The following is a 23,590-nucleotide window of genomic DNA, read 5'->3' on the forward strand; positions in this document are numbered from 1 at the left end:
CATATATGGCAGTACCTAAAAAAAGAACTTCTGCATCTAAGACAAGAATGCGCAGATCACACCATGCATTAGCTAAGGTAAATGTTATCACAGATGCAAAAACAGGAGAATATAGACTCTCGCACCATGTATGTATGACTCATGGAACTTATAATGGGAGGAAAGTTATTACGGATAATGTTAATACAAACGATAATAATAACAATCCTTAATATGATATTTAAGATGTTTGATTATAAGTTATAATCAAATGAAAGTTATAACAAGTTCATAAAAATCTAGTATGAAAAAAACATTAGGCAAAAAGTCTGCTAAGAAGATAAGTAGCTAGCTTTTTGAATAACTTAAATAACATGCTAGTATTATTAAAAAGCTTATATTTACCAATACAAAGATTATCTACCATACTTACCCTTCTCTTATTAAATCATAATTCTAATTAGTTTTGCCATTTTACAGACTGTCTATTGATTTTTAAGTTTCAAAAAAAAATCTATTGCTCTCTTATCTTAAAAAAAGTATATGATAGGGTAATAGTATTAACATCGTTCATATATGGATCATCTTCTATAGCTGGATCTATATAAAATGATACTGGCATTAAGATTTCTTCTTGTTTTTTTAATAATTGTTCCTCAAAACAAAAACAATAAATTTTGACAAAATATTTTCCTGCTTTATTTGGAGTCACATTATAAATTGCGGTTCCGACTATATCACGGTTTGTTAGATTACGTGAATAATAAAATACTAAATTATTTTCACCAGTAGTAACGGTAATACTTTTTTGTTTTGGAATAAATTGCCATTGTAAATTTTGTTCAATATTTGCGTCAAAGTTTATAGTTATTTGTTTCTTACCTTTTTTTTTAGAGCTTGCAATTTGCTGTCGTACGGTGCCTCCGAACCCTGTGACTTTACAAAATAAACTATAGATTGGTACTGAAGCAAAGCTTAAAATTAGCATACTAACTATCAGTGATATTAAAGTAAATATTATTTCATTATTTTTTGCTTTCACGGCTATTAATGAAGAAAAAATAATTTTTTCTTAAACATAGAAGATATAGTGAACTTACTATTAATGTTCATTGTCTCATTTGTAATATATAAAATTTTATGCTAACATGAACCTGCTTGTTAAACAATAATTACATAATTTTGAACAATTTATTACTTATTTATATGCTTTCTTCGATACACCTAGTTCTATACATCATAAATAGTATGCAATAATTTACGCATAGCAGCAATAAGGATAAGCATTGTGAATTTACCACATGCAATGTTGTTGAAGGTATACATATCTTAATTCAGAAAGGTAGTTACACATTATGAAGCGTAAAAGACAGCATCACAATATCAAGCTCGGGTTTTAAAGTAATTATTTTGATATTTTTGCGGAAGTTATGAATATTACATGTGCTTGTAATTTAATGGTGCGAGTATTATGTATGATGCTGATAAAGGTTCTAAAGTTAAGAGGAAATTTTTTTATGACTAAACGCTCATTTATGTGCATTGCTGTATTAATATTGATGTTGCTAAGCTATTTAGCCTATATAAAAATTCAATCGAAGAATCAGCATGTAAAAAGCAATGTATTATTGGTAGGAACAGCTGCTGATAATCCACCATATGAATTCTTTAAAGACGATGAAATTGTTGGTCTAGATATTGATATAGTTAAGCTAATTGGTCAAGATTTAGGAAAAGAAGTAGTAATTAAAAATTTTGATTTTCCTGGACTACTGCTTGCTTTATCTTTAAAGCAGCTAGATTTAGTTATAGCTGGTTTATCTAAGTCTGATCAAAGAAAAGAGTATGTAAATTTTAGCAATGTTTACCTAACATCAAAAGTTGCTGTGTTATTTAGAACTGATAGTAATTTTACTGATTGTCAAGATATTAAAGGTAAAATCATTGGTGCTCAGCTTGGTACAACTTGGCAGGAAATAGCTGAGAATATTAACAAAGATAGCGATAATTCAAAGTTACGGTTTCTTGATAATAATTTAATTTTAGTTGAAGAACTGAAGTCTAAAATTATTGATGCAGTTATTCTTGAAGATATACAAGCTGCTAAATTTGTTGCTGATAATCCTAAACTTAAAAAATTTATTATTGATGAAAGTATTTCTGAATTTGTTATTGCGTCTTCTAAAGGTAGTAACTTAATAGCTGAAGTTAATAAGTCGATATTAAAACTTCAAAATAATGGTATAATAACTAAGTTAAAACAAAAATGGTATTAATAGCTAATGATAGAAAATAGTGCTGTTATAAGAGTAGGTGTATGTGGTGCAAGTGGTAGAATGGGGCAAGAGGTTACTAAAATAATCAATAATCAGGCTCAATATCAATTGTCAGCAACTCATTCTAGTCAAGATGATGAGGGTAATTTATCGTTGTTATGTCAAAAATCTGATGTAGTTATTGATTTTTCAGCTATAGATGTACTACCGCAACTATTACATCATGCTAAGAAAAATACAGTGCCGTTGGTTATAGGAACCACTGGATTGTCAAAAGAGCATGAATATCTGATGAGAGAGACTAGTAATAGTGTGCCTATTTTTTATTCTCCAAATATGAGTTTGGCAGCTAATGTTATGAATATTATGATAGAAAAAATAGCTAGACTGCTGAATCCTGGCTACGATGTTGAAATTATTGAAATGCATCATAAAAGCAAGGTAGATATTCCTTCTGGAACTGCTATTATGCTTGGTAAAGCTGTTGCTAAAGGTAGAAATATCAAACTAAATCATGCTGCATACTTTGAGCAAAATGCTGAACTGCAACAGAATGAGAATGATAATGATTTTCAATTGACAGAGAATAGTGCGCATAACTTTACGATAGACAAGCAGAAGAAAAATTGTACTACAAAGAAAAATGATATTGGGTTTTCTTCTATAAGGGCTGGAGAAATGCCGTGCCGGCATGAAGTAATGTTTATTGGACAAGATGATATACTTTCAGTTCAGCATCAGTCTATGAATCGTTCTTTATTTGCTAAGGGAGCTCTGACAGCTGCAGAGTGGCTTTTAGGTAGAAATAAAATTGGTCTATATTCTTTTATAGATTTGTTAAATAGTAACTTAGAATGAAAATTATTCATATCTTAGAGTAAAGATGATTGAAGTGTTTTTTAAAATATAAATGGTGAATAAGTGAAACAGATATTGCTAATGAGACATGGTGATGCTAAGCATAATATTAATGATTTTGCTAGATCGCTTAGTGAATTAGGAAGGCAAGTAGTAACAAATGCATCTTATTTTCTAAATAAATTTAATATTGAAAAAGTATTATGTTCTCCCAGTGCTCGTACACTTGAAACATTAAATATTGTAAAAACAGTGAGTTCAATTAGCATTAATGATAATAATATTGATATAATAGACAAGATGTATCAAAGTAATGTAGAAAATATTATCGATATCATTCAACAGCAACCAGATGATATACAATCATTACTTATTATAGGCCATAATCCATACTTATATGAGTTTTATAGGTTAACAGTAGCACAACAGAAAAGAAATAACTTTAAGCTAGTTCCAGCTTGTGTGATAGTTATACAATATGCAGATGTTACTTCTTGGTCTAGCTCGTTGTTAGGATTAGGGATGGTATATGATATCTTTATGCCTAATTATTAATATCTTAGTATTGTGAACATTAATCAACTAATAGCTTCTGATCCGTATGTATCATGTTGGGTATCTGCCTCGGCAGGTACAGGGAAAACTAAAGTTTTAACTGATAGAGTATTAAGGTTATTATTATCAGGTGCTAAGCTGCAAAAAATATTATGCTTAACATTTACTAATGCAGCTGCTAATGAAATGCTAGATCGAGTGATTGCTCAGTTAAAGAGCTGGGCTTGTATGGATAATGCTATGCTAGTTGCTAGTATGCATAATATGTTAGGTATAAATCCAACAGATAGTCAAGTATTACGTGCCAGGTCTTTATGTAATGAATATTTGCAGGCAAAAGAAAATATCGCTATTCAAACTATTCATAGTTTTTGTCAAAATTTACTGCAAAAATTTTCAGTAGAAGCAGGTATTAATGCAAATTTTACTATTTTAGACGAGTTAAAAACAAAAGAAATAATTTATTTTATTCAGCAGAATTTAATTCATAGTAGCAGCGAGATACATGGATCTCTAGAATTTATTGCTAATTATAAGCATGAAAACAGTATCACTCAACTAATTGATAATATAATAGCTGATCAGCGAAAATTTTTGTCTTTATTAGAGCATTATTCAACTGCTGAAGATTATCAAACTTTTCTTTTGCAAAATTTTAGCATTACTGATAAGGAGTCAATTGTTAAGCAATTTTTTGTCAAATTTACTCAATGTCCTGTTTTTGATTATGAGTATCAAATTAGTAATAAAATAAGCAGTCAATTTGTAGCTAAATTTATTGAATATAAAAAATTAGATTATTCCTCTTTTATTCAGCGACTTGATGAAATAATGGCTTTGTTTTTAACAAATAATGGATTAAAAAGACGTAATTTAATTAGCCAGGATTTTAAAAATAAATATCCTGATTTAAGTGAATATTTTTCACTGTTACAAGAAGATATTTTGCAAGTGCATGATAGACTTAATACTTTAAAAATCATAGAGTCGACTTATCATTTATATAGAATTAGCACTGCAGTGCTTCATTTTTACCAACAGTATAAATTATCTCATAATTACCTTGATTATGATGATTTAATTCGTTACACGCATAAATTGTTAAGGAATACTTCAAGTAAAGATTGGATACTATACAAACTTGATCAGTCAATTGATCATATTCTAGTTGATGAAGCTCAGGATAATAGTTTAGAGCAGTGGAATATTGTTCTTACTTTGCTGAATGATTTACTTGCTGGAGGTAATAAGAATAATAACTCAACTTTTTTTGTTGTAGGAGATAAAAAACAAGCAATCTATAGCTTTCAGGGAGCTGATGTTGAGGTATTTAATACTCTTAGCAGAGAATTAAATAGTAGTTTTAATGTTGCTAAAAAACCATTTAAGTCTGTAAGTTTAGATGTATCTTATCGCTCTACTCAGGAGATATTAAATGTTGTTCATGCAGTATTTACAGATATTAGCTTACAAATGCCTGAGTTATTTAGCAGTGATGATTTAGTAAAATTGAAATGTAATAGGGCAGCAGATCATGGTTTGGTACAGTTATGGGATATAGTAGTTGAGAATAAGTCAAAAGATGGTAAAGAAGTTTTTTGGCCAATAGCAGATGCTTCAATAGCTAATGGTATTCAAGCTTCCATGCAGAGCTCCTATATTCTAGCTAAACAAATTGCACATTATGTTAATCTGCAAATCTCATCTAAAAGAGTTTTGCCTTCAACTAAGCAAGCAATACAATGCTCAGACTTTCTTATTTTAGTAAGACGTAGAAATGAGTTTGTTAAGCAGCTAGTTAGTGAGCTTAGAAAACTTAATTTAAAAGTATCTGGTATTGACAGAGTATCATTGCAAGACCATTTATCTATTATCGATTTAATTGCTCTTGCAAAGTTTGTGATTGCTTCAGATGATGATTTAAATTTAGCTTGTTTACTTAAATCTCCGTTTATTGATTGCACTGAAGAAGATATTTATTTTCTGTGTAGAAGCAAAAAACATAAAGATAGTATATGGCAATTTTTAACTACCATTGAAAAAGATAATTTATATTATCAAAGTGTTGTTAGTAAATTACATAAATTTATTGATTTGTATTGTTCTAGTACTCCTGATTACTTTTTTCATTTGGTAATAGAAGTATTGAATTATCGGCAAGTATTGATCAATGTTAATATTGATGATGGAAATGATATTATTGATGAATTTCTAAAAGTAGTAGAGTATTTTTTTAAGTCTTTTTCTAATAGTTTAAGAGAGTTTATTATTTGGTTTGATAGTAATAATATTGAGATAAAAAGAGATGTTGATACACAAGATTGTATAAACATTATGACAGTTCATGCTGCTAAGGGATTACAAGCCCCTATAGTAATTTTACCTGATACTACTACATTACCTATTAGTCCTTCTGGTATATTATGGAATAATGATGGTAATATGTTATGGCGAATACAATCTAAGCATTGCGATAATTATTTGAAGACTCAGGCAGAAATTGCAAAGCATACTGATTATCAAGAATATCTTAGGCTGCTTTATGTCGCTATGACAAGGGCAGAGGATGAATTGATTATTTGTGGCTATAATACTGCAGCTACTTTACCTCAAGGGTGCTGGTATAATATTATTCAAGAATCCATGTCTAAGATTCCTGGAATTAGTAGAAAAGAATGTAATTTAGACTTTACATGTATCAATAAAGTGGTATACAATAGGGTAGAGTTTTCTTCAGAATTATTAACACCGATAATAAATTCAGTTCAAGAAGAAGCTGCTTCTAAATACAGTAATCTATTAGAATGCAAGTCTCATATTCAAGATGTTGGTCAAGTTGAACATGATTATAAAAGTTTAGTAAAACAGATTTTTGATTTTAGATTTGATCTAAGTAGGATTCTAGAATTAAAGTTTTTAAGTGTTAATTTAATATCATTAAGTAGTTTTAGTCCATTAGAAGAGGAACATGGAATTAATTATGGAGTTGTTTGTCATAAAATTTTAGAAGAGGTAATAAAAAATAGAAGCATAAAACTTTTTTTAAATAATTCTTATGTAAAGTTATTAACTATTAAGCAAAAAAATAAAGTAGAGGAAATTTTTAATGCTCTAATTGCTAATCAAGAATTTAACTATTTATTAAATAGTTATGAATTAAAGAGCGAAGTAAACGTAGGAATTATGTGCTTGAGTAATAATTCTGATATCAGCAGTAATAATGATGCATTTTATATTGATGATACAAAAGTTTTTGTATTTAAAAGAATTGATCTCTTAGCAATTAAGAATAATCATGTTGTTATTGTTGATTACAAAACTGATTTTTTAGTACCAGAAACACAGCTTGAGGTTCAAAGCTCATATTTAAAGCAGTTAAAGTCTTATCATGATATAATAAAACTTATTTATCCTATGCATACTGTAAATACAAAAATTTTGTGGCTTGAAAATGTATGTTTTATGAATATAAAAATATAGCTTAAAAACCATATAGTTATTGTTAAAGCAGTTTTATTAGTTAGGCTTCAAATTACTATAATATAGCCTATAATTATGAATGCGACTTTGCTTAATGCTAGCGCAGGTAACTTTAACCTATAGTATTAGTTTAAGATTGCGTTAATCTTATATTTTTAACTAAAAATGTCTTGTTTTATGATGTTATGGCAAAAAGTAATATTAGGTCTTGTATTAGGAGTAATCACTGGAATCACATTTCCTGAATATGTTGATTATATTAAACCAATAGGTGATATATTTCTACGTTTAATAAAAATGATTATTGCTCCATTGATATTTTTTTCATTAGTATCTGGCATTGTTAGTGTAAATGATTCAGACTCTTTAGGTAGGCTTGGCATTAAAGCTACTATTGCTTTTACATTGACAACTTTATTTGCTGTATTGTTCGGCATTGGAATTGCTATTATTTTAAAGCCTGGTGTAGGTATAACTATTGATTTGCCTGTAAACCATACTAATTTAGAGAGAGCAAAATTTGATGTAGTTAACTTTTTAATAAATATTGTTCCTGATAATGCTTTAGGAGCTATTGTTTACAGCAACATACTACAAGTTGTCTTTTTAGCAATATTTACCGGCATAACTCTTAATAAGATGTCTAACTCATCTACATTACGTCAATTATTTAGTATTATTTCTAAAATGATTATGAAAATGATTTCGTTGATCATTTTATTGGCACCTTATGGAGCATTTGCACTAACTGCATGGGTTGTTGGTAATCATGGTATTGGTATATTATTTGGGTTGTCTAAACTGATGTTTGCAATAGTGTTAGCAATGATTATGCAATATTTAATTTTTGGTGTATTAATTATGGTGTTTTGTCGTATTTCTCCACTGCCGTTTTATAGAAAAAGTATAGAATACCAAATTCTAGCTTTATCTACTAGTAGTAGCAAGGCTAGTTTAGTGACAACTATGGATGTTTGTAAGAATAAATTGGGAGTGTCAAGTGCTACTACTAATTTTATTTTACCATTAGGAGCTTCTATTAATATGGATGGCTTTGCTATTAATCTAGCTTTAACTACAATTTTCTTTGCTCAACTTTTTGGCGTAACCTTACAGTTACATGATTATTTTGTCATAATATTAATGGTGACAATAGGTACTATTGGTGGAGCAGGTATACCAGGTGCTTCATTAATTATGTTGCCTATGGTTCTTTCTGCTGTTAATCTACCTATTGAAGGGGTGGCAATTTTGGTTGGAATTGATAGAATACTTGATATGCTTAGAACTGTAATTAATATTACAGGAGATGCAACTATTACACTGATTATTGATCAGTCAGAAGGAACTTTTGATGAAGAAACTTATTATTCTTAATAAAACATTAGCCTATTATATAGTGCTGATGTTTGTTGATATTTTGTAATACATGACAGAAATTCCTATCTGCATAATATTTCCATCACAAAATATTGAAAAGTTATTGCTTATGCTTGCCAGTTCTATAAAGTCTGCTCGCATTATAGGGGGGGCAATACGTAATATTATATTGGGTCATCCAGTTAATGATATTGACATTGCAACACCATTGCTTCCAGATCAAGTAATGGATTTACTCAAATTAAACAATATAAAGTGTTATGCCACTGGAATTAAGTTTGGTACAGTAACAGCTGTAATAAAGCAAGAAAAATTTGAAATTACAACTTTAAGACAAGATATGCAGTGCTATGGCAGGTATGCCAAGGTAGAATTTTCAAATGATTACTTTGAAGATGCAAAAAGGCGTGATTTTACTATTAATGCTCTTAGTTATTCATTTGAGCAGAGTTTATTATACGATTATTTTAATGGTTTGCAGGATTTAAAAGATAGAAGAGTGATATTTATTGGTGATTCTGATACTCGTATTCAAGAGGATGTTTTAAGAATTTTAAGGTTTTTTAGATTTTCATCATATTATGCCAGATCTATCGATCAAGAAGGATATCAATCGTGTGCTAAGTATGCTAAAAGCTTATCTATTCTGTCTAAGGAAAGGGTTGTTCAGGAGCTAAGTAAGATTATTATTTCTCCTAATGCATATGAAACTTTAGTAAAAATGGCTGAAATTAATATTACATATTATATAGGTCTTAGGTTAAAGTTAAATTTGTCAGTTTTTAAAAATGTAACAACAATTGCAAAAAAAAAATCCATTTTACTAAATGTTATAGTGCTTTATTCGGTATTGCTAAGCAGTAATGATGTACAGGATTTAAAAGAGATTCTTTCAAATTTACGGTTTAGTAAAGCAATGATTAGAAAGATAGTTAGGTTATGCCTTTTTTTATCTGAATGTCAAAGTAAAAATGCTATTTTTTTAATAAGAAAATATTGGTTAACCAGGGCAGATAATATTGATGATTATATTAATTTAGCTTTATTGTTAGGTTGTATTTCTGATGAAGAAGCAAATATGCTTAAGCAGCAAGTTTATGAATTAACACCTAAATTACCAGTTAGTGGTTCTGATCTTAAAGAACTTGGTTTTAAAAAGCAAGCTATTCAAGAAGTATTATTATATCTTAATCATGCTTGGATAAACAGTGATTTTACTCTTAATAAGCAAGAATTAATCGATTTATTAAAGTTATGATTTTTTTCAAACTTAAGTTATTTAGGTTAAGTGTAATAGCTTTTTTAATATTTAATTACTGTAGTATTAATATTATTTTTGCTCAAAAAAAGCTTCGAATTGTTACTTCTAATATTCCAATTGCAGCAATTGTAAAAGCTATAGTTAAAGATCTAGCAAAAGTAGAAAGTTTAGAATTTGGGCAAACAGGTTGTTCTCATGGTTATCAGTTAAGACCAGGTGATATTTATAAAGTTCAATCTGCAGATTTAATAATATATATAGACGATAGATTTGAGCATTATATGACTAAACTATCGTCGTTTTTTCAGTCGCAAGTAATCAGATTATCTGAAATTGAAGGGATAAGCTTAATTCATAACAGAGCAAGTACTAATTGGCATATTTGGTATGATATTAATAATGTTAAATTAATATCATTAGAGCTTTATAAGCTATTTGAAAAACAATTCGATTCTTATGCAAGGCAAATGCTGTTTGAAAATTATCAAAAACTTATTGTACAGTTAAATATAATTCAGGAGAAACAGATTGATCTGTTTAAAATTTTATCTACAGATATTATAGTGTTGGATAGTGCTATTGAGTATTTTTTTAACTGTAATAAAGCAAAAGTTGTAAAAGTACCTACTAATTGCCATGGAGCAGTTACTTTAAGTGCTATGCAACAAATTAAATCTTTATCTAAGGAAAGATCTTTATGTCTGATATTAGGACAGAGACATGAAATAACACATCTGAGTGTATTATTTAATAATAAAATTAAAGTTGTGAGATTAGAGAGTGAAATGTGTCCTACTAAGGAAGGTATTGATGATAAACTGATTTTATCTAAGTTATATGATATCATTGCTAAGTTACATGATTGTTTACCACATGGAAATGGAAGTTGAATGCTATAAAATGATGAAGGATTTACTTTAGGTATGAATATTACGTGATATATACTTGACTTTCAGTATTCAATGATAATAATATTACTTGAATGGAGGTTCTTTACGGCGAATATAGCTCAGTTGGTTAGAGCATCAGATTGTGGATCTGAGGGTCGCCGGTTCGAGGCCGGTTATTCGCCCCATGTTTTTATACTTAATTGCTGATAAAATAATAGCTGTAGGTGTTATTATTAACGCAATTTTTAATAAGTAGTTATTTTTTTAAAATAAATGTTATGAATTTAATATAATATAGTTAGTTTTTTGATATACTTAACACTAGTTATTGAATGTATTTATAATAAATATCTTAGTGTTAGAATGAGTAAATTTAGTGTGTAGCTGAGTACATTGTTGTAGAAAAATCATGTTAATGGTGAAATGCTTTAATTTATCATTAATAATGCAAACTATTTGTATAATTAGTTAGATGTTTAGTTATATTGGTACAATGTAACTTTTATTATTATTTTATTATTATTTAAGGAGATTTATGAGCACAAATAATCAAGAAAGAGAAGCGCTAAACAAAGCTGAATTTGTAAATTTTATACATAAAAATAATACAAATATGACTAAGGCTGATATAGAGCGAGCATTAAACTTAATATTGCGTGGCGTTGAAAAGGCTATTGAAAATGGTCATGATATAAATATTGTAGGCTTTGGAAGCTTTTGTGTAAGATTTAGAGCAGCAAGAGATGGACACAATCCTAAAACTGGGGCTAAAATTATTATTCCTGAAAGTTATCAGGTGGTTTTTAAGCCAGGTAAAACCTTAAAAGATGCATGCAATAATTAAATGCATTGCTGCTTGTTATTTGATGTTATAGCTTGTAAGTTATTGTATATAATTGCAGGTTATAGCAGGAATTGAAATGATAGTTAGGTAATAGTTTGCCTAGCTATTATTAAGATATACTTAACTGTTTTGAGCATTTATGTATTCTTCGTATTCTTTTTATAAGAACTAAATAAACAAATATGAATAAAATTCTAGCTTTTTTTTTGACTATAATAGTTGTATGTAATAGCTCTGGTGCTTTGGCTGCTACTAAGATAGTTGCTATTGTCGATGGCACTCCAATTACATCACACCAGTTAGATAAATTTAGGAAAGTAATTACATTTTTACATAGAAGCCAATCTCTTACTTCCATAAGTGAGAGTGAGTTAACAACTATAGCATTGGAAGCATTAATTGATAGAGTAATATTTCTAAATGAAGCGAAGAGGTATGGTATTGAGGCTTCTCAAGATGAGATTAATCAATTTATAGCTATGGAAGAAAAGGCAATTAATTTACCTGATCAGTATTTTAAATATGCTATAAAAGAATCTGAAGTTAGCTATGATACTTTTTTGATGTTTTATGAAGTGAGAGTAGTAATATCAAAAATTAATAGAATGCTAGCTAAGTCTACTAATCGTAATATAATTGATTTATTACTTTTGTCTACTAAGCCTACAGAGGTTAAATTCTTAGTAGCTAGTAATACTAATACTTCGAATAACTATCAAAAGATGTTGGTATTGCGATCAAAGATTAGTTGTAATGTTGATGCAAAAGAATATGCGAATTTAGCGGAAGTGAAATGCATAACTAAAGATTTAAATGATGTAAATACTCATGATCGAGTAATTTTAGAAAGTATGAAGGAAAATAGTAGTAGTAGAATTATTGAATCAGATAATAACATTCTTAAATTTTTTCATTTATGTAGCAGAGAAGTAAAAAATGTAACTGAGCAAGAACATAATGATTTAGTAAATAAAGTTTTTTCAAATCAGGTAAATATGGAATTAAATAAGTTCCGTAATAAGTTATTAGGACGAGCTTATATAAAGGTTTTTATTTAGTTTTGCTAAATTTATATTTTTTATATTAAGTTAATTACTTCGCTACAAACTGCTAAATATTCAAGGCTTTTTAGATTTTCTGTTAAACTTTGATATCTGATTGAATTTTAGTTTCTGTTGGTTAAATTATGATTGAATTGCCTACAGTATCACAGCATATGAAGCTTCATAAAATTACTGCCAATAAATCTTTGGGGCAGCATTTTCTTCTTGATTCTAATATATGTAATAAGATTGTTAGCGTTGCTCCTAACTCAATTACTGGAAAAGTTGTATTAGAAGTAGGACCTGGCCCTGGCGGGCTAACTAGAGCAATTTTAGCACATAACCCTAAGAAGCTAATTGTTATTGAAAAAGATGCTAGTTTTATTGAATTGCTGCATGAAATACCTACTATGCCTTCATCTAAACTTGAGGTTATTTGTGGTGATGCTTTGAATTTTGACTTATCTAATATTGAGTCAAATCGCATAATTATTATTTCAAATTTACCATATAACATTGGGACTCAACTGATTGTGCAGTGGTTACATCAAATATCATTTGTTGAATATATGATAATTATGCTTCAGGATGAAGTAGTAGAGCGTATAATATCTAATCATTGCAGCAAAACATATGGTCGAATTACAGTACTTGCACAAATTGTTTCTGATGTGCGAAAGTGTTTTAAGGTTTCTTCTAGGGCTTTTAATCCTCCACCAAAAGTAGATTCAAGTGTTATGCTAGTATCACCTAAAAAACATCAGTTAGATAGGAATACTATAGAGAATGTGCAAAAAATTACTAAATTAGCTTTTAGTACTAGGAGAAAAAAACTAAAAAATTGCTTAAGTCATTTGTTAAAGTCTATAAATATTACTGATGAGATACTTAATGCGCAATTGCATCAAAGGCCTGAGCAGTTAACTCCTGAGCAATATGTTCAGTTAAGTAGGATATTATTATAAGAGAGTATTATTAGTGTAAAGGCACTAAATATAACAACAACAGAATAGCTAACTAAGTAAGTGATTGGAATTGTGAGTTTTATTATTTATAGTGGAGTGGTTATTGCATTTATTATATTGGTAAGTGTAATTTGGATTTTAATTTATAAGAGTACTAGACTGAAATTAAAACTTATTTTCATTGAAGAAAATTATACTAAACTTTTAGAACAATTGAAGCAGCTGGAACATAATAGATTAAACTACGTACAAGAAATACAAGAATTAAAGACCAGAATTGAGTTTATTAAGTTAGATAATAGTAAAAAAGAAAAAATGAATGAAGAAGCTTTACAACTTGCTAAAGCTTCTTTGCTAGATTTAGGAAACGATTTATCTAAGCAATTAATTGCTTTACATAAGCAAGAAACAGAGCAGTCAAGAAAATTATCTGAAAATAATATTCATAATACTAACTTAAAATTTCAGCAAGAATTTCAAAAATTGTTAGAAATTATTGCAGTACTTAATAATAGAGTTGATGAGTCAACTAAGATTGTAGAAGTTATTAAGAGTTCACTATTATCTCCATCTGGAGTAGGGATGTTAGCTGAAATCACTTTGGAAAATATTTTAAAGGCATCAGGTTTAAGAGTTAAGTATGATTTTATTATGCAATGTAATTTAACTGATGAGAATAATATTCGGTTGCGTCCTGATGCATTAATTTTTTTACCTGGTGATAATTTGATGATTATTGATGCTAAGGCTTCTAAATTTCTAATAGATATGTGTAATAACAATAATAATGCTGCTATTCATACAGCTAAAGTTGAAAAATTAAGAAAGAGCATAAACCTTCATCTTAAAAATCTATCATCTAAAGAATATGCTCAGGCTATAGTTGATTCTTATCAATTTGAGGCGCGTAATTTTAATAATATTATTACGTTAATGTTTTTGCCTACTGAGACTGCGATAGAAAATTTATCAAATATCGATAGGGAATTTATTCATAAATCATGGGAGCTTAATATTTTTCCTGTTGGACCTTCTGGTTTGATGAATATGTTATCTTTTGCTAAATTTCAAATTAAAGAACAAATGCGATATGAAAATCAAAAATTAATATTAAATGAAGTAGAAAAAGTAATATTATCTATTAATCTATTGACAGAATATGCTCATAAACTGAGTAGTAATGTTCAAGGCATAGTAAGCAGCTATGATCAATTTGCAGCATCTTTTAATAGGAATTTTTTATCAAAAGCTAAAACAATTCAACAGCTTGGAATCGAGACTAAAAAAAGTAGGAATATTAGTAATAATAGGTTGATGTTGCCAAGATATCAATTAGTTTCATCTAAATCAGATATTGATATAGTCAGCGCTAAGATTAGTGATACAAAGGAGTTAGAAGACGATAAGTAAGATTAATTTAGAAATATATTGTAGTTGAATAATATGTTGTATTAACCTATACTATGTCATTGTTTAATTTCTGTTAAATTTACCATATAACTTGCATGTGTAAGAAATAATGTTTTTAGTAACAACAATATTATCGTTTGTCATTACTACAGGCTCGCTGGTTTTTGTGCATGAGCTTGGGCATTATCTTTGTGCTAGGGTATGTGGAGTTTATGTTCAAGAATTCTCAATAGGTTTTGGAAGAGAGATATTTGCATTTGTTGATAAGAATCTAACTAGGTGGAAGATATGCATATTTCCATTTGGAGGATTTGTTCGCATGGAACATCATTTACAAGATTCTACTAGTGATAGACGAAGTTATAATAATCAGCCGATTATCAATAGAATGCTGATAGTATTAGCTGGGCCAGCAGCGAATTTTATTTTTGCTATTGTAGCTCTTACGTTTTTAAATAGTTTTTACGGTAAATATATAGTTTCTTCTGTTGTGGATCATGTAATTTCAGAATCTGCAGCAGAAAAGGCTGGTATTATGAAGAGTGATATTATAACTGAGGTTGCTGGTGTTAAAGTTCATGATTTCTTAGATTTAGTACAGGTAGTATTTAACTATCCAGAAGTACCAATAGAATTGGTATTAGAAAGAGAGAATAAGTTAATGAAAATAAATGTAGTACCACATGCAAAATTATATAAATTGAATGATAGTGAGATTAGACTTGGAGATTTAGGAGTTAGAGGTAAATTGATACGTATTAAAAGTAGTTTTATTGATAGTATACTAGAGTCAGTTAATTATACTTTTGGAGTATCGAAATTAATATTGATAGCACTATGGCAAAAGTTAACTGGAAAAGATGCTATAGCAGAAATTGTAGGAGTAGTAGGTATAGCACATGAATCTAGTAAAGCAATGTGTCGAAGTATTGATAGCTTTTTGCTGTTTTTAGTGAATTTGTCGATAAGTTTAGGAGTGATGAATTTATTGCCTATTCTGCCGTTAGATGGTGGTAGATTTCTTTATCTTATATATGAGATGATTGTAGGTAAAGGATCCATAAATTTGATGGTTTATAATATTGCTATGAAAATAGGAGTTGCAATTATTATTTTTTTAATTGTAATTTCTATATCAAATGATATAAAGAATTTATTGTTAAAGTTTTAAGGTAAAAAAATTGTGAACAAATTTGTATGGTTTAGTTGGGCTGTAGTATTATTAGCTAATTTATCTTTTGGCAGCATAGCTGTAGCTGATAAGATTGAGTCTATAGAGGTAATAGGCAATCAAAGGATTGAAAAAGAAGCTATTATTAGTAAATTAGGAGTATCAACTGGTGATGAGTTAAATCCTGAAAAAGAAAATGATATTTTACTAACTCTGCATTATACAAAATTTTTTAAAGATGTAAGTTTAGATTTTATTGATGGTAAGCTTACAGTTAAGGTTCAGGAAGCTCCATTAGTAACAGAAGTGAAGCTAGTAAATGATTCAGGAGCTATAACTAAAAAAGTCTTGTTAACAATGATTACTATTAAAGCTGGTGACATGCTTATTGATTCAGATTTGCAAGAAAATATTACAAGGTTAACTGAAGAGTATAAATCAGCAGGGTTTTTTCTAGTGAAAGTTACATCTGAAATTGATAATGTTAATAATGGAGGAGTTGTCTTAACCTTTAAGATAACTGAAGGACCTAGAGTTTTTATAAAGAAAATCTTGTTTGTTGGCAATGATTATTATAGTGATAAAAAATTGAGTTCAGTTATTCTTTGTAAAGAAAAGAGCTGGAGTAACTTTGCTTCACCTTTAACATTGTATAATGTTATGTATATTGAAAATGATAAAGAATTGCTGCAGCAATTTTACCGGAATAGTGGATTTATGAATTGCAATATTTCATCTAGTGTTGAGCTTAGTCCTGCTAAAGATTCTGTGGTTATCACTTATATTATTGATGAGGATAAAAGATTTTACTTAGGAGAATTAAGTTTAGAAACCAGTATTTCGTCTATTAATAGTAAAGAACTTAGTAAATTTTTAAAAGTAGAGCCTAATACTTTATTTAACAGTGCAGACCTACATAGTATTAGTCAAAAGATTACAGATGTTTTACAAAAGCAAGGATTATATCAAGTTCGAGTTTATCCTAAGTTTAGATATCGAGCTGATAGCTCATCTGTTGTAGATGTAGTATTTGTTATCGATTTTGATAAAGAAATTTATATACGCAATATTAATATTTCAGGCAATACTATTACACAAGATCATGTTATTAGAAGAGAGATAGAACTAATTGAAGGGGATGCATTAAGTGAGCGTAAATTAGAAACTACTAAGAAAAATATTAGCAGGTTGAGTTTCATAGATGACGTTAGTATAAGCATGGTACCAGTTACTGATAGTGATTATTGTGATGTTTTAGTTAAGATTAAAGAAGGTAGAAACCTACGTAGTATTGGACTTAGCGGTGGATATAATAGTATAACTGGTTTAACTGGAAGCTTTAGCTTTAGCTGGGATAATATCATGGGAACAGGGCGGTTGATTAACGGAGAACTATCGGTTGCTAAAAAAAGTTCATCTCAAGCAATAAGCATAATAGATCCTAATTTTAATGGTAGCGGTTTTGTAGGTAAATTACATCTTTTTCACTTTGGAAAGGATCCAATTAATTCTGAAAGTACAACTAGGGCAAGTATAAAAAAATATAAAGGTGAATATTATTCTCATAATGTTTTTGGAGCAGGCTTTGAAGTAGATCGTAAGCTAACTGAGCATTTTATTGGTACATTAGGATATACTATTAAGTCTGATAAAGGAGAGACTATATCTGATGAAATTATTCAACAGATATATGGTGAGAAGCATGATTTTCTTTATTCAATAATTGATGGAGCTATTACGTATAATAGAACTGATAATTTTCGTAGACCTAAAAATGGATATCTTATGCGTTATGGAGTATCATTTTCTGGTTTAGGAGGAACAGTAAAATACCTCAAAAATACAGTAATGGCCAAATTTTTAAAGTCATTTCTTGATAATAAAGTAACTTTTATGTTTGTTACTAGATTTAATAATATTAGAGGAGCTTTAGGGGAAGAAGTTAAGGTTTATGACTTACTTAAAGTGAGTCAAGATCATCTTAGAGGATTTACTGGTATAGGTCCTAAGATACAAGCCATAGACCTGAGAATAGGTGGTACTAACAGCTACACAGCTAGTGCTGAGTTATTTGTTCCGATAGGCTTACCAGATGAGTTAAATGCCAGAGGGTCAATTTTTATGGATGTAGGTAGTGTATGGGGAGGTGATAATATAGGTATTATTAACCGTGTTACTGATAGTGAAAAATTTAATTTAAGGGCTTCTATTGGTATTGGACTAACTTTTGATATAATAGGACAGCCAATAAAGTTTTTCTATGCTGTGCCTATTAAGCGTGAGAATTACGATGAAGTTGAAAAATTGGGGTTTACGCTAGGATTTATATAGCTAATTAATATATGGAGTTATTATGACAAAAAATATTACAGAGATTAATGATGAAGAAAGTTTTAAGCAAGAAGTGCTTTTATCACCTAAGTTGGTGTTAGTAGATTTTTTTGCTGATTGGTGTGGTCCATGCCGTCAGCTTTCACCAATTTTAGAGCAAATATCTGAAGAATTATCTGATAAGGTAAAGATTGTTAAAGTTAACATAGAAAAAAATATTCAGGTAGCTACTGATTTTAAAATACAAAGTATTCCAACACTAATATTATTTAATAATGGAGAAGCGGTTTCTAGAGAAATAGGAGGTAAGAGCAAGCAAGATATTATAGATTGGATTAATAATTATTAAAGCTAATAATTGCAAATGAGTATACAAAGAGAAAATGTTGAGTTATAAAGAAAAATTTAAATAAAAATGAAATAACTCAATATGAAAAAATGTATTACAATATTGTACTGTTTGATACAATTTTTGCAAGATATAGCTTAAGTCTGAAAGGAAGTTAAACATTGTAAAATGGAAAAATACAGCATCAAAAAAAGTCGTTAAAATGGAGCTTCATCTATAAGTACGGCATGCATTATCTTCTATTAATTAAACACCCTGCTTTTGCTATTGTTTCTCCTTCTTCTATTAATTTTATTACTCTTTTTCTTAAATCATATGAACATTCTGCTACCATATTTCCTATCTTTTCTTATTTTTTCTTTATTGTACCTCTTTTTTTCTCATAATGTAATTTCATTTTTAATTTATGCCATGTGTAATAAAACTTTGTGTATAAATGTGGTAGGGCCTATATTTTCTTTCAAGTTGAAAGTATAGACTGACAAGAGTTAAACTCGAGGAAATTGAGATGAAATATATGAAGTAGGATGGATCATTGTAGTAAAGAAGTTGAGGAGAGTTTTTGGAGCTAAAAATCCTAAGTATAATCAATTTTTAGGGAAATATCATGAAAACATCAGATTTTCAAGTAAGTACAGGTATAAAACTAAATGGAATAGCGCTATTACCTGTTACAAACACAGTGTGAATGGTTATAGTCATCTACAGTGAGATTTGAGCATAGAAAGAAGCGATAAAAAATAGTTACTAGAAATCTTGTGGTTGTAAAGTTATTTTTCTGCTACCTTATTCTCTAGATTTAAATCCGATAGAAAAGTTTTGTGCTAATATGAAGATGTGGATTAGAAATCAAATTACTCCATTTGGTAAATTTTATGAACCTATTATCGCTTTTTTCTATGTTCAAACCTTATTGTAAATGACTATATAGCTAAAGTTAAAATGATTCAAACCTATAGTTCGCGCTATGTTGAACTAGCTCAAAAATATAAATCTTTATAACTACTGCATTGACTGATTCAATAAAAGAACATATATTGTATCCGATAGTTTGATGATATAGGAATAGTATGAAAGTAGTAAGTTCTCTAAAATCTTTAAAAAATAGGGATAAAAGTTGTCAGGTAGTAAAAAGACGTGGTAAAATTTTTGTTATTAATAAAAAAAATAAAAAATTCAAGGCAAGGCAAGGTTAATGTTAGTCAAATTGTTACAGATGTAAAATAAGATATAAGGCATGCAAAATATTTATTCTGTTCTTTCTTTGTTTATCACTAGTTTGTTTTGGATTGTTTTTTATACTAAAAAAAACTTTTAAGTTGGAATAAGTCTCTTTGTATTCTATAATTACTTTTCTTACTTTAAATATTTTTATATAGCGTAGTGCAACATGAGGTTACTCAAAGATAGAGTACAGAGATATAGTAAGGAGAGCATTTTACTGCTATTGATGTGCAAAATTTGCAACGATTTTGTACTAAGAGCGATATGAAGCATAACTAAAGTACTGATCTGGATAGGAAATAGTGGTAAGGTAAAGTTAAAAAATTTGTTAAACGAAAGTGAACCTTCGTATGGAAAATATTGTAAATGCAAAAGCAGATACTCAAGATAAAGGCTTTATAGTGATAAATCTGGAAAGCTTAGCTGTGTAAGATAAGAAGTGAGTTCTTGCATTCTTTAAAAGTCCCAGTTCTATGGTATACAGAATGTAACCAACTTAACGTATCTCTGATGAGTGAAACATAAGTAAGCCTATTATTTTTGTGATAGTAGCTAAGAGAGATCTTAGAAAGCTAATGGTACTGAGTTGAAAGACTACATGAATTAATAACGGTCGTATAAGCATTTATATGGTCTGATAACAAAAAAATGTTGCCATTTCTTCATCCACTGTATGGTAGTTTTCTATCATATTGCTTAAGCCTCCTTAAGCTCAATATTATTTAGAACTGATTTTACAAAAGAATGTGTAGGCAGACGTTGTAAAGCTTTCGTTTTGTTCAATCTGCTTTTATGTATTGCATTTACGATATGTATTTGATGACTTATAACAATTTTATTACATTTTTTCAGTTTATTATACTATGCAAATGTATTTTGTTGTTAGTAGATGTACTAGCTGTAAAATTTACAACCAACATTTGCTTTTTTTCTCCAAGTTTCATCAAATTTTCTCGTAATAAGAGACCATAACATAAGTCTGATCACTTTCATGTGAAGTGATGTTTCAACGCCTATATGGTTTATTACCAAATATATTAGACCTCTTTCGAAACTGGTTAAGGTAGTGCAAAATTATAAATGCCAGAGATCAAATTAAATCTAAGACCGAATCTTTTACGTCTATTTCGATATTTGTCAGCAATAATTTTGAACTGTTTTAGCATACCAATAACGTTTTCATTGACAACTCTTTCTCCTGCTAACCTACGATTATTCTTTTTATCATTTTTAGTTATAGTCATTTACAATGAGGTTTGAGCATAGAAAAAAGCAACAATAGCGTCATAAGATTTACCAACAGGATATTTTATATGCAAACTTCATTGTAAATGACTATAAACGCTAATTTAGGATAAGGGATTAGAAGAGAAAGAAGAAGAGATAAGATAGGAGATAGAATAACTAGCAAGAGAAGCAATTATATGAACAAAGAAGTTAATAGGAGAGCGATGTCGAGTATGCTCTAAAAGCATATGTTTTTTTAGTACATTAAAGACAGACTCAATTAAGGAATGTTTATTTAATAAAAGCTTATCATCTATGTCCAATAAATATGTTTTCATATCTTTATGAAGATTAGTAAATAAACGTAGACCATTGGTCAACAGTTGATGAAATAAGTCTTTAGATATGTAAGCTTTATCAGCAAACAATTTACCAGATAAGTCTTTAGAAATAACTGAAGCTACAGATAGATCGCTTTTATTGCCTTTAGTAATTTTAACTGACATTATTTCACCTTTATGATTAATTACAAGATGTAGCTTAAAGCCTAAGAACCAGTCATAACTACTCTTACCAATTTTAGAAAATCTGTTAAAAACTCTATTGCTGGAAATGCGTTTGTTATGACAAATTGCTAACTTGCTAGAATCGATGTAATATATACCAGTCTCTTCTCCTTTCAGATAATGCATTAATATGGCCAATGGTAGCAACATTCTAGGCCACAGTGGTATTATTCTACTATAGCTTGGTAAACAAAAGTATCCTTTATACTTATGACTCAAGTAATATAGATAATAATTTTTAAAATCCTTGCATTGAGATAAATAAAAATATATCACTATTGTTAATAACTCAGCTAAGGACAACTTTCCATCTCTGTTCCTTTAATTACTACTTGGTATTAATCTCTTTCTTTCCCAGTCTTGATATATCTTGCAAAAATTATCTATTAAATAGTATACTGTTATAATACATTTTTTCATGTTGGGTTATTTTATTTTTATTTAAATTTTCTTTTTAACTCAACATTCTCTCTTTGTATACCTTTTGTATTATGCCTTCCCTGCTTCCTCTTATCCTAAACTGGCGTTATAAAGGATTTTTCTTGTTTTTTTCTTTGGTAATGCAGAATTATTGTGAATTTTTTGTATGCCTTGATATCCTGTATCAGTAATCACTTTTACCTTAGGATGGATAAGAATTTTGGATTTCTTAAATAATCTAAAGTCATGTTTTTTACCGTTAGAAAAATCTGTACATATTACTTGGCGCGTTTTCTTATCTACCACTATTTGAGTTTTTAGTGTATGCCTTTTCTTCTTTCCTGAATAATAGAATTTTTGTTTTTTTTAGGTCTTTCTATAGGACTCTCAGTAGCATCAATCAAGACTACTTCATAATTCATATCACTCTTCATTAAAGCTTTACGGCCTGGAAGAGCAAAGTTTGGGTGTTTAACTAGGGTGTCTTCTACCCATTTTACAGCTTTATATGCTCAACTTTCACTAATCCCATAGTTCTGACCTATATGGAAATAAGTACAGTATTCTCTAAGGTATTCTAAGGCCATCAGCAACTGTTCCTCCAAATTAAGCTTATTTTTACGCCCACCTTTTGATTTCTTAAGACCGTTAGCTTTCCTCAAAATATTCACCATCTTTGAAAATGTTTCCTTACTTACTCCTGTTAATCGACTAAATTTTTCATCCTTTAACTCTTTAATCTGATCGAATTTCATTATTACTTCAAATCAGATATTTATAAACGCTAATTTAGGATAAGGGATTAGAAGAGAAAGAAGAAGAGATAAGATGGGGATTAAGTTTAGAGATAGAATAACTAGCAAGAGAAGCAATTATATGAATAAAGAAATTAAGAGGAGAACGGTGTCTAGTATGCTCTAAAAGCATATGTTTTTTTAGTACATTAAAGACAGACTCAATTAAAGAACGTTTATTTAATAACCGATTATCTTGTATGTCCAATAAATATGTTTTCATATCTTTACGAAGATTAGTAAATAAACGTAAACCATTGGTCAGCAGTTAATGAAATAATTCTTTAGATATGTAAGCTTTATCACTAAACAATTTACCAGATAAGCCTTTAGAAAAAAACGAAGATACAGATAGGTCGCTTTTATTGCTTTTAGTAATTTTAACTGACATTATTTCGCCTTTATTATTGATTATAAGATGTGCTATAGGAAAAATTGGTCTTCTAAGGCAGATAGTATAAGTATGAAGATTTATATAGGTTTGGCATAATGATTTTTGTCAACCTTTTGTCAACCTTTTGAACAAAAATTTGATGGTAATTTGTAAAAAAATTATTTTCAAAAACA

At 29.1% G+C, this 23,590-nt stretch carries 17 protein-coding genes, 1 tRNA gene and 4 pseudogenes; 17 read left to right on the forward strand and 5 right to left on the reverse strand.

Translation table 11 applies throughout. From position 1 onward, the window contains the following. Window positions 1-5: 5 nt before the first annotated feature. Complete coding sequence (rpmF, locus tag DK405_RS11720; RefSeq protein WP_045912408.1) at window positions 6-212, forward strand: 50S ribosomal protein L32; 207 nt, start codon at window positions 6-8, stop codon at window positions 210-212. 281 nt (window positions 213-493) lie between these two features. Here rpmF and DK405_RS11725 read toward each other — a convergent pair whose 3' ends face one another. Beyond that, window positions 494-1,021: a cytochrome c oxidase assembly protein gene (locus DK405_RS11725; protein WP_012460741.1), complete on the reverse strand. Its 528-nt coding sequence runs from the start codon at window positions 1,019-1,021 to the stop codon at window positions 494-496. A gap of 415 nt (window positions 1,022-1,436) precedes the next feature. Here DK405_RS11725 and DK405_RS11730 point away from each other — a divergent pair, with 415 nt between their 5' ends. The 16 genes from DK405_RS11730 to ykgO all read left to right on the forward strand — a co-directional run bounded on the left by DK405_RS11730 (window position 1,437) and on the right by ykgO (window position 19,988). Next, window positions 1,437-2,255: an ABC transporter substrate-binding protein gene (locus tag DK405_RS11730; protein ID WP_231967852.1), complete on the forward strand. Its 819-nt coding sequence runs from the start codon at window positions 1,437-1,439 to the stop codon at window positions 2,253-2,255. A 6-nt stretch (window positions 2,256-2,261) separates the two neighbouring features. Continuing rightward, window positions 2,262-3,113, forward strand: coding sequence for a 4-hydroxy-tetrahydrodipicolinate reductase (locus tag DK405_RS11735; protein WP_045912409.1), 852 nt, complete (start codon window positions 2,262-2,264; stop codon window positions 3,111-3,113). A gap of 63 nt (window positions 3,114-3,176) precedes the next feature. Then, window positions 3,177-3,668 (forward strand): SixA phosphatase family protein, encoded by a 492-nt coding sequence (locus tag DK405_RS11740; protein ID WP_045912410.1) that lies wholly within the window; start codon window positions 3,177-3,179, stop codon window positions 3,666-3,668. A gap of 12 nt (window positions 3,669-3,680) precedes the next feature. Further along, window positions 3,681-7,148 carry a UvrD-helicase domain-containing protein gene (locus tag DK405_RS11745; protein WP_045912411.1) on the forward strand — a complete coding sequence of 1,156 codons (3,468 nt, stop codon included), beginning with the start codon at window positions 3,681-3,683 and terminating at the stop codon, window positions 7,146-7,148. A 177-nt stretch (window positions 7,149-7,325) separates the two neighbouring features. Further along, the gene (locus tag DK405_RS11750) at window positions 7,326-8,525 is read left to right on the forward strand and encodes a dicarboxylate/amino acid:cation symporter (protein WP_045912412.1); all 1,200 of its coding nucleotides are present in this window, start codon (window positions 7,326-7,328) and stop codon (window positions 8,523-8,525) included. 52 nt (window positions 8,526-8,577) lie between these two features. After that, window positions 8,578-9,786 carry a CCA tRNA nucleotidyltransferase gene (locus DK405_RS11755; RefSeq protein ID WP_045912413.1) on the forward strand — a complete coding sequence of 403 codons (1,209 nt, stop codon included), beginning with the start codon at window positions 8,578-8,580 and terminating at the stop codon, window positions 9,784-9,786. After that, complete coding sequence (locus DK405_RS11760) at window positions 9,783-10,679, forward strand: metal ABC transporter substrate-binding protein (protein WP_045912414.1); 897 nt, start codon at window positions 9,783-9,785, stop codon at window positions 10,677-10,679. Before DK405_RS11755 ends, DK405_RS11760 begins: the two co-directional genes overlap by 4 nt. A gap of 108 nt (window positions 10,680-10,787) precedes the next feature. Continuing rightward, window positions 10,788-10,864, forward strand: a tRNA-His gene (locus DK405_RS11765). A gap of 350 nt (window positions 10,865-11,214) precedes the next feature. Continuing rightward, the gene (locus tag DK405_RS11770; protein WP_012460749.1) at window positions 11,215-11,523 is read left to right on the forward strand and encodes an HU family DNA-binding protein; all 309 of its coding nucleotides are present in this window, start codon (window positions 11,215-11,217) and stop codon (window positions 11,521-11,523) included. Between the two features lie 206 nt (window positions 11,524-11,729). Continuing rightward, window positions 11,730-12,581, forward strand: a complete 852-nt coding sequence (locus tag DK405_RS11775) for a SurA N-terminal domain-containing protein (protein ID WP_231967854.1) — start codon at window positions 11,730-11,732, stop codon at window positions 12,579-12,581. A gap of 128 nt (window positions 12,582-12,709) precedes the next feature. After that, window positions 12,710-13,531, forward strand: coding sequence for a 16S rRNA (adenine(1518)-N(6)/adenine(1519)-N(6))-dimethyltransferase RsmA (rsmA, locus tag DK405_RS11780; RefSeq protein ID WP_045912416.1), 822 nt, complete (start codon window positions 12,710-12,712; stop codon window positions 13,529-13,531). Window positions 13,532-13,744: 213 nt separating this feature from the next. After that, complete coding sequence (locus tag DK405_RS11785; protein ID WP_410522045.1) at window positions 13,745-14,941, forward strand: DNA recombination protein RmuC; 1,197 nt, start codon at window positions 13,745-13,747, stop codon at window positions 14,939-14,941. Between the two features lie 109 nt (window positions 14,942-15,050). Then, window positions 15,051-16,112: a M50 family metallopeptidase gene (locus DK405_RS11790; RefSeq protein ID WP_045912417.1), complete on the forward strand. Its 1,062-nt coding sequence runs from the start codon at window positions 15,051-15,053 to the stop codon at window positions 16,110-16,112. A gap of 12 nt (window positions 16,113-16,124) precedes the next feature. Then, window positions 16,125-18,443, forward strand: a complete 2,319-nt coding sequence (bamA, locus tag DK405_RS11795) for an outer membrane protein assembly factor BamA (protein WP_045912418.1) — start codon at window positions 16,125-16,127, stop codon at window positions 18,441-18,443. 22 nt (window positions 18,444-18,465) lie between these two features. Continuing rightward, complete coding sequence (trxA, locus tag DK405_RS11800) at window positions 18,466-18,792, forward strand: thioredoxin (RefSeq protein WP_045912419.1); 327 nt, start codon at window positions 18,466-18,468, stop codon at window positions 18,790-18,792. Window positions 18,793-19,862: 1,070 nt separating this feature from the next. Then, window positions 19,863-19,988: a type B 50S ribosomal protein L36 gene (gene ykgO / locus DK405_RS11815; RefSeq protein ID WP_011944475.1), complete on the forward strand. Its 126-nt coding sequence runs from the start codon at window positions 19,863-19,865 to the stop codon at window positions 19,986-19,988. Window positions 19,989-21,074: 1,086 nt separating this feature from the next. Here the strand turns inward: ykgO and DK405_RS11825 are convergent. The 4 pseudogenes from DK405_RS11825 to DK405_RS11840 all read right to left on the reverse strand — a co-directional run. After that, window positions 21,075-21,254, reverse strand: a pseudogene (locus tag DK405_RS11825) (IS5/IS1182 family transposase); the annotation flags it as partial. Between the two features lie 111 nt (window positions 21,255-21,365). Beyond that, window positions 21,366-22,229: pseudogene (locus DK405_RS11830) on the reverse strand (IS982 family transposase). Window positions 22,230-22,346: 117 nt separating this feature from the next. Continuing rightward, window positions 22,347-22,984 (reverse strand): annotated as a pseudogene (locus tag DK405_RS11835) (IS5 family transposase); the annotation flags it as partial. Between the two features lie 34 nt (window positions 22,985-23,018). Continuing rightward, window positions 23,019-23,444, reverse strand: a pseudogene (locus DK405_RS11840) (transposase); the annotation flags it as partial. Window positions 23,445-23,590: the final 146 nt, after the last annotated feature.

Origin of the sequence: Orientia tsutsugamushi, from assembly GCF_900327275.1 — a bacterium.
In the GTDB taxonomy this organism is placed as follows: Bacteria; Pseudomonadota; Alphaproteobacteria; order Rickettsiales; family Rickettsiaceae; genus Orientia; species Orientia tsutsugamushi.

Bases quoted from the DNA above. Each gene is read 5' to 3' on its own strand.
- rpmF (WP_045912408.1), top strand. From the start codon at position 6: ATGGCAGTACCTAAAAAAAGAACTTCTGCATCTAAGACAAGAATGCGC.
- DK405_RS11730 (WP_231967852.1), top strand. From the start codon at position 1,437: ATGGTGCGAGTATTATGTATGATGCTGATAAAGGTTCTAAAGTTAAGA.
- DK405_RS11735 (WP_045912409.1), top strand. From the start codon at position 2,262: ATGATAGAAAATAGTGCTGTTATAAGAGTAGGTGTATGTGGTGCAAGT.
- DK405_RS11750 (WP_045912412.1), top strand. From the start codon at position 7,326: ATGATGTTATGGCAAAAAGTAATATTAGGTCTTGTATTAGGAGTAATC.
- DK405_RS11755 (WP_045912413.1), top strand. From the start codon at position 8,578: ATGACAGAAATTCCTATCTGCATAATATTTCCATCACAAAATATTGAA.
- DK405_RS11760 (WP_045912414.1), top strand. From the start codon at position 9,783: ATGATTTTTTTCAAACTTAAGTTATTTAGGTTAAGTGTAATAGCTTTT.
- DK405_RS11770 (WP_012460749.1), top strand. From the start codon at position 11,215: ATGAGCACAAATAATCAAGAAAGAGAAGCGCTAAACAAAGCTGAATTT.
- rsmA (WP_045912416.1), top strand. From the start codon at position 12,710: ATGATTGAATTGCCTACAGTATCACAGCATATGAAGCTTCATAAAATT.
- DK405_RS11790 (WP_045912417.1), top strand. From the start codon at position 15,051: ATGTTTTTAGTAACAACAATATTATCGTTTGTCATTACTACAGGCTCG.
- trxA (WP_045912419.1), top strand. From the start codon at position 18,466: ATGACAAAAAATATTACAGAGATTAATGATGAAGAAAGTTTTAAGCAA.
- ykgO (WP_011944475.1), top strand. From the start codon at position 19,863: ATGAAAGTAGTAAGTTCTCTAAAATCTTTAAAAAATAGGGATAAAAGT.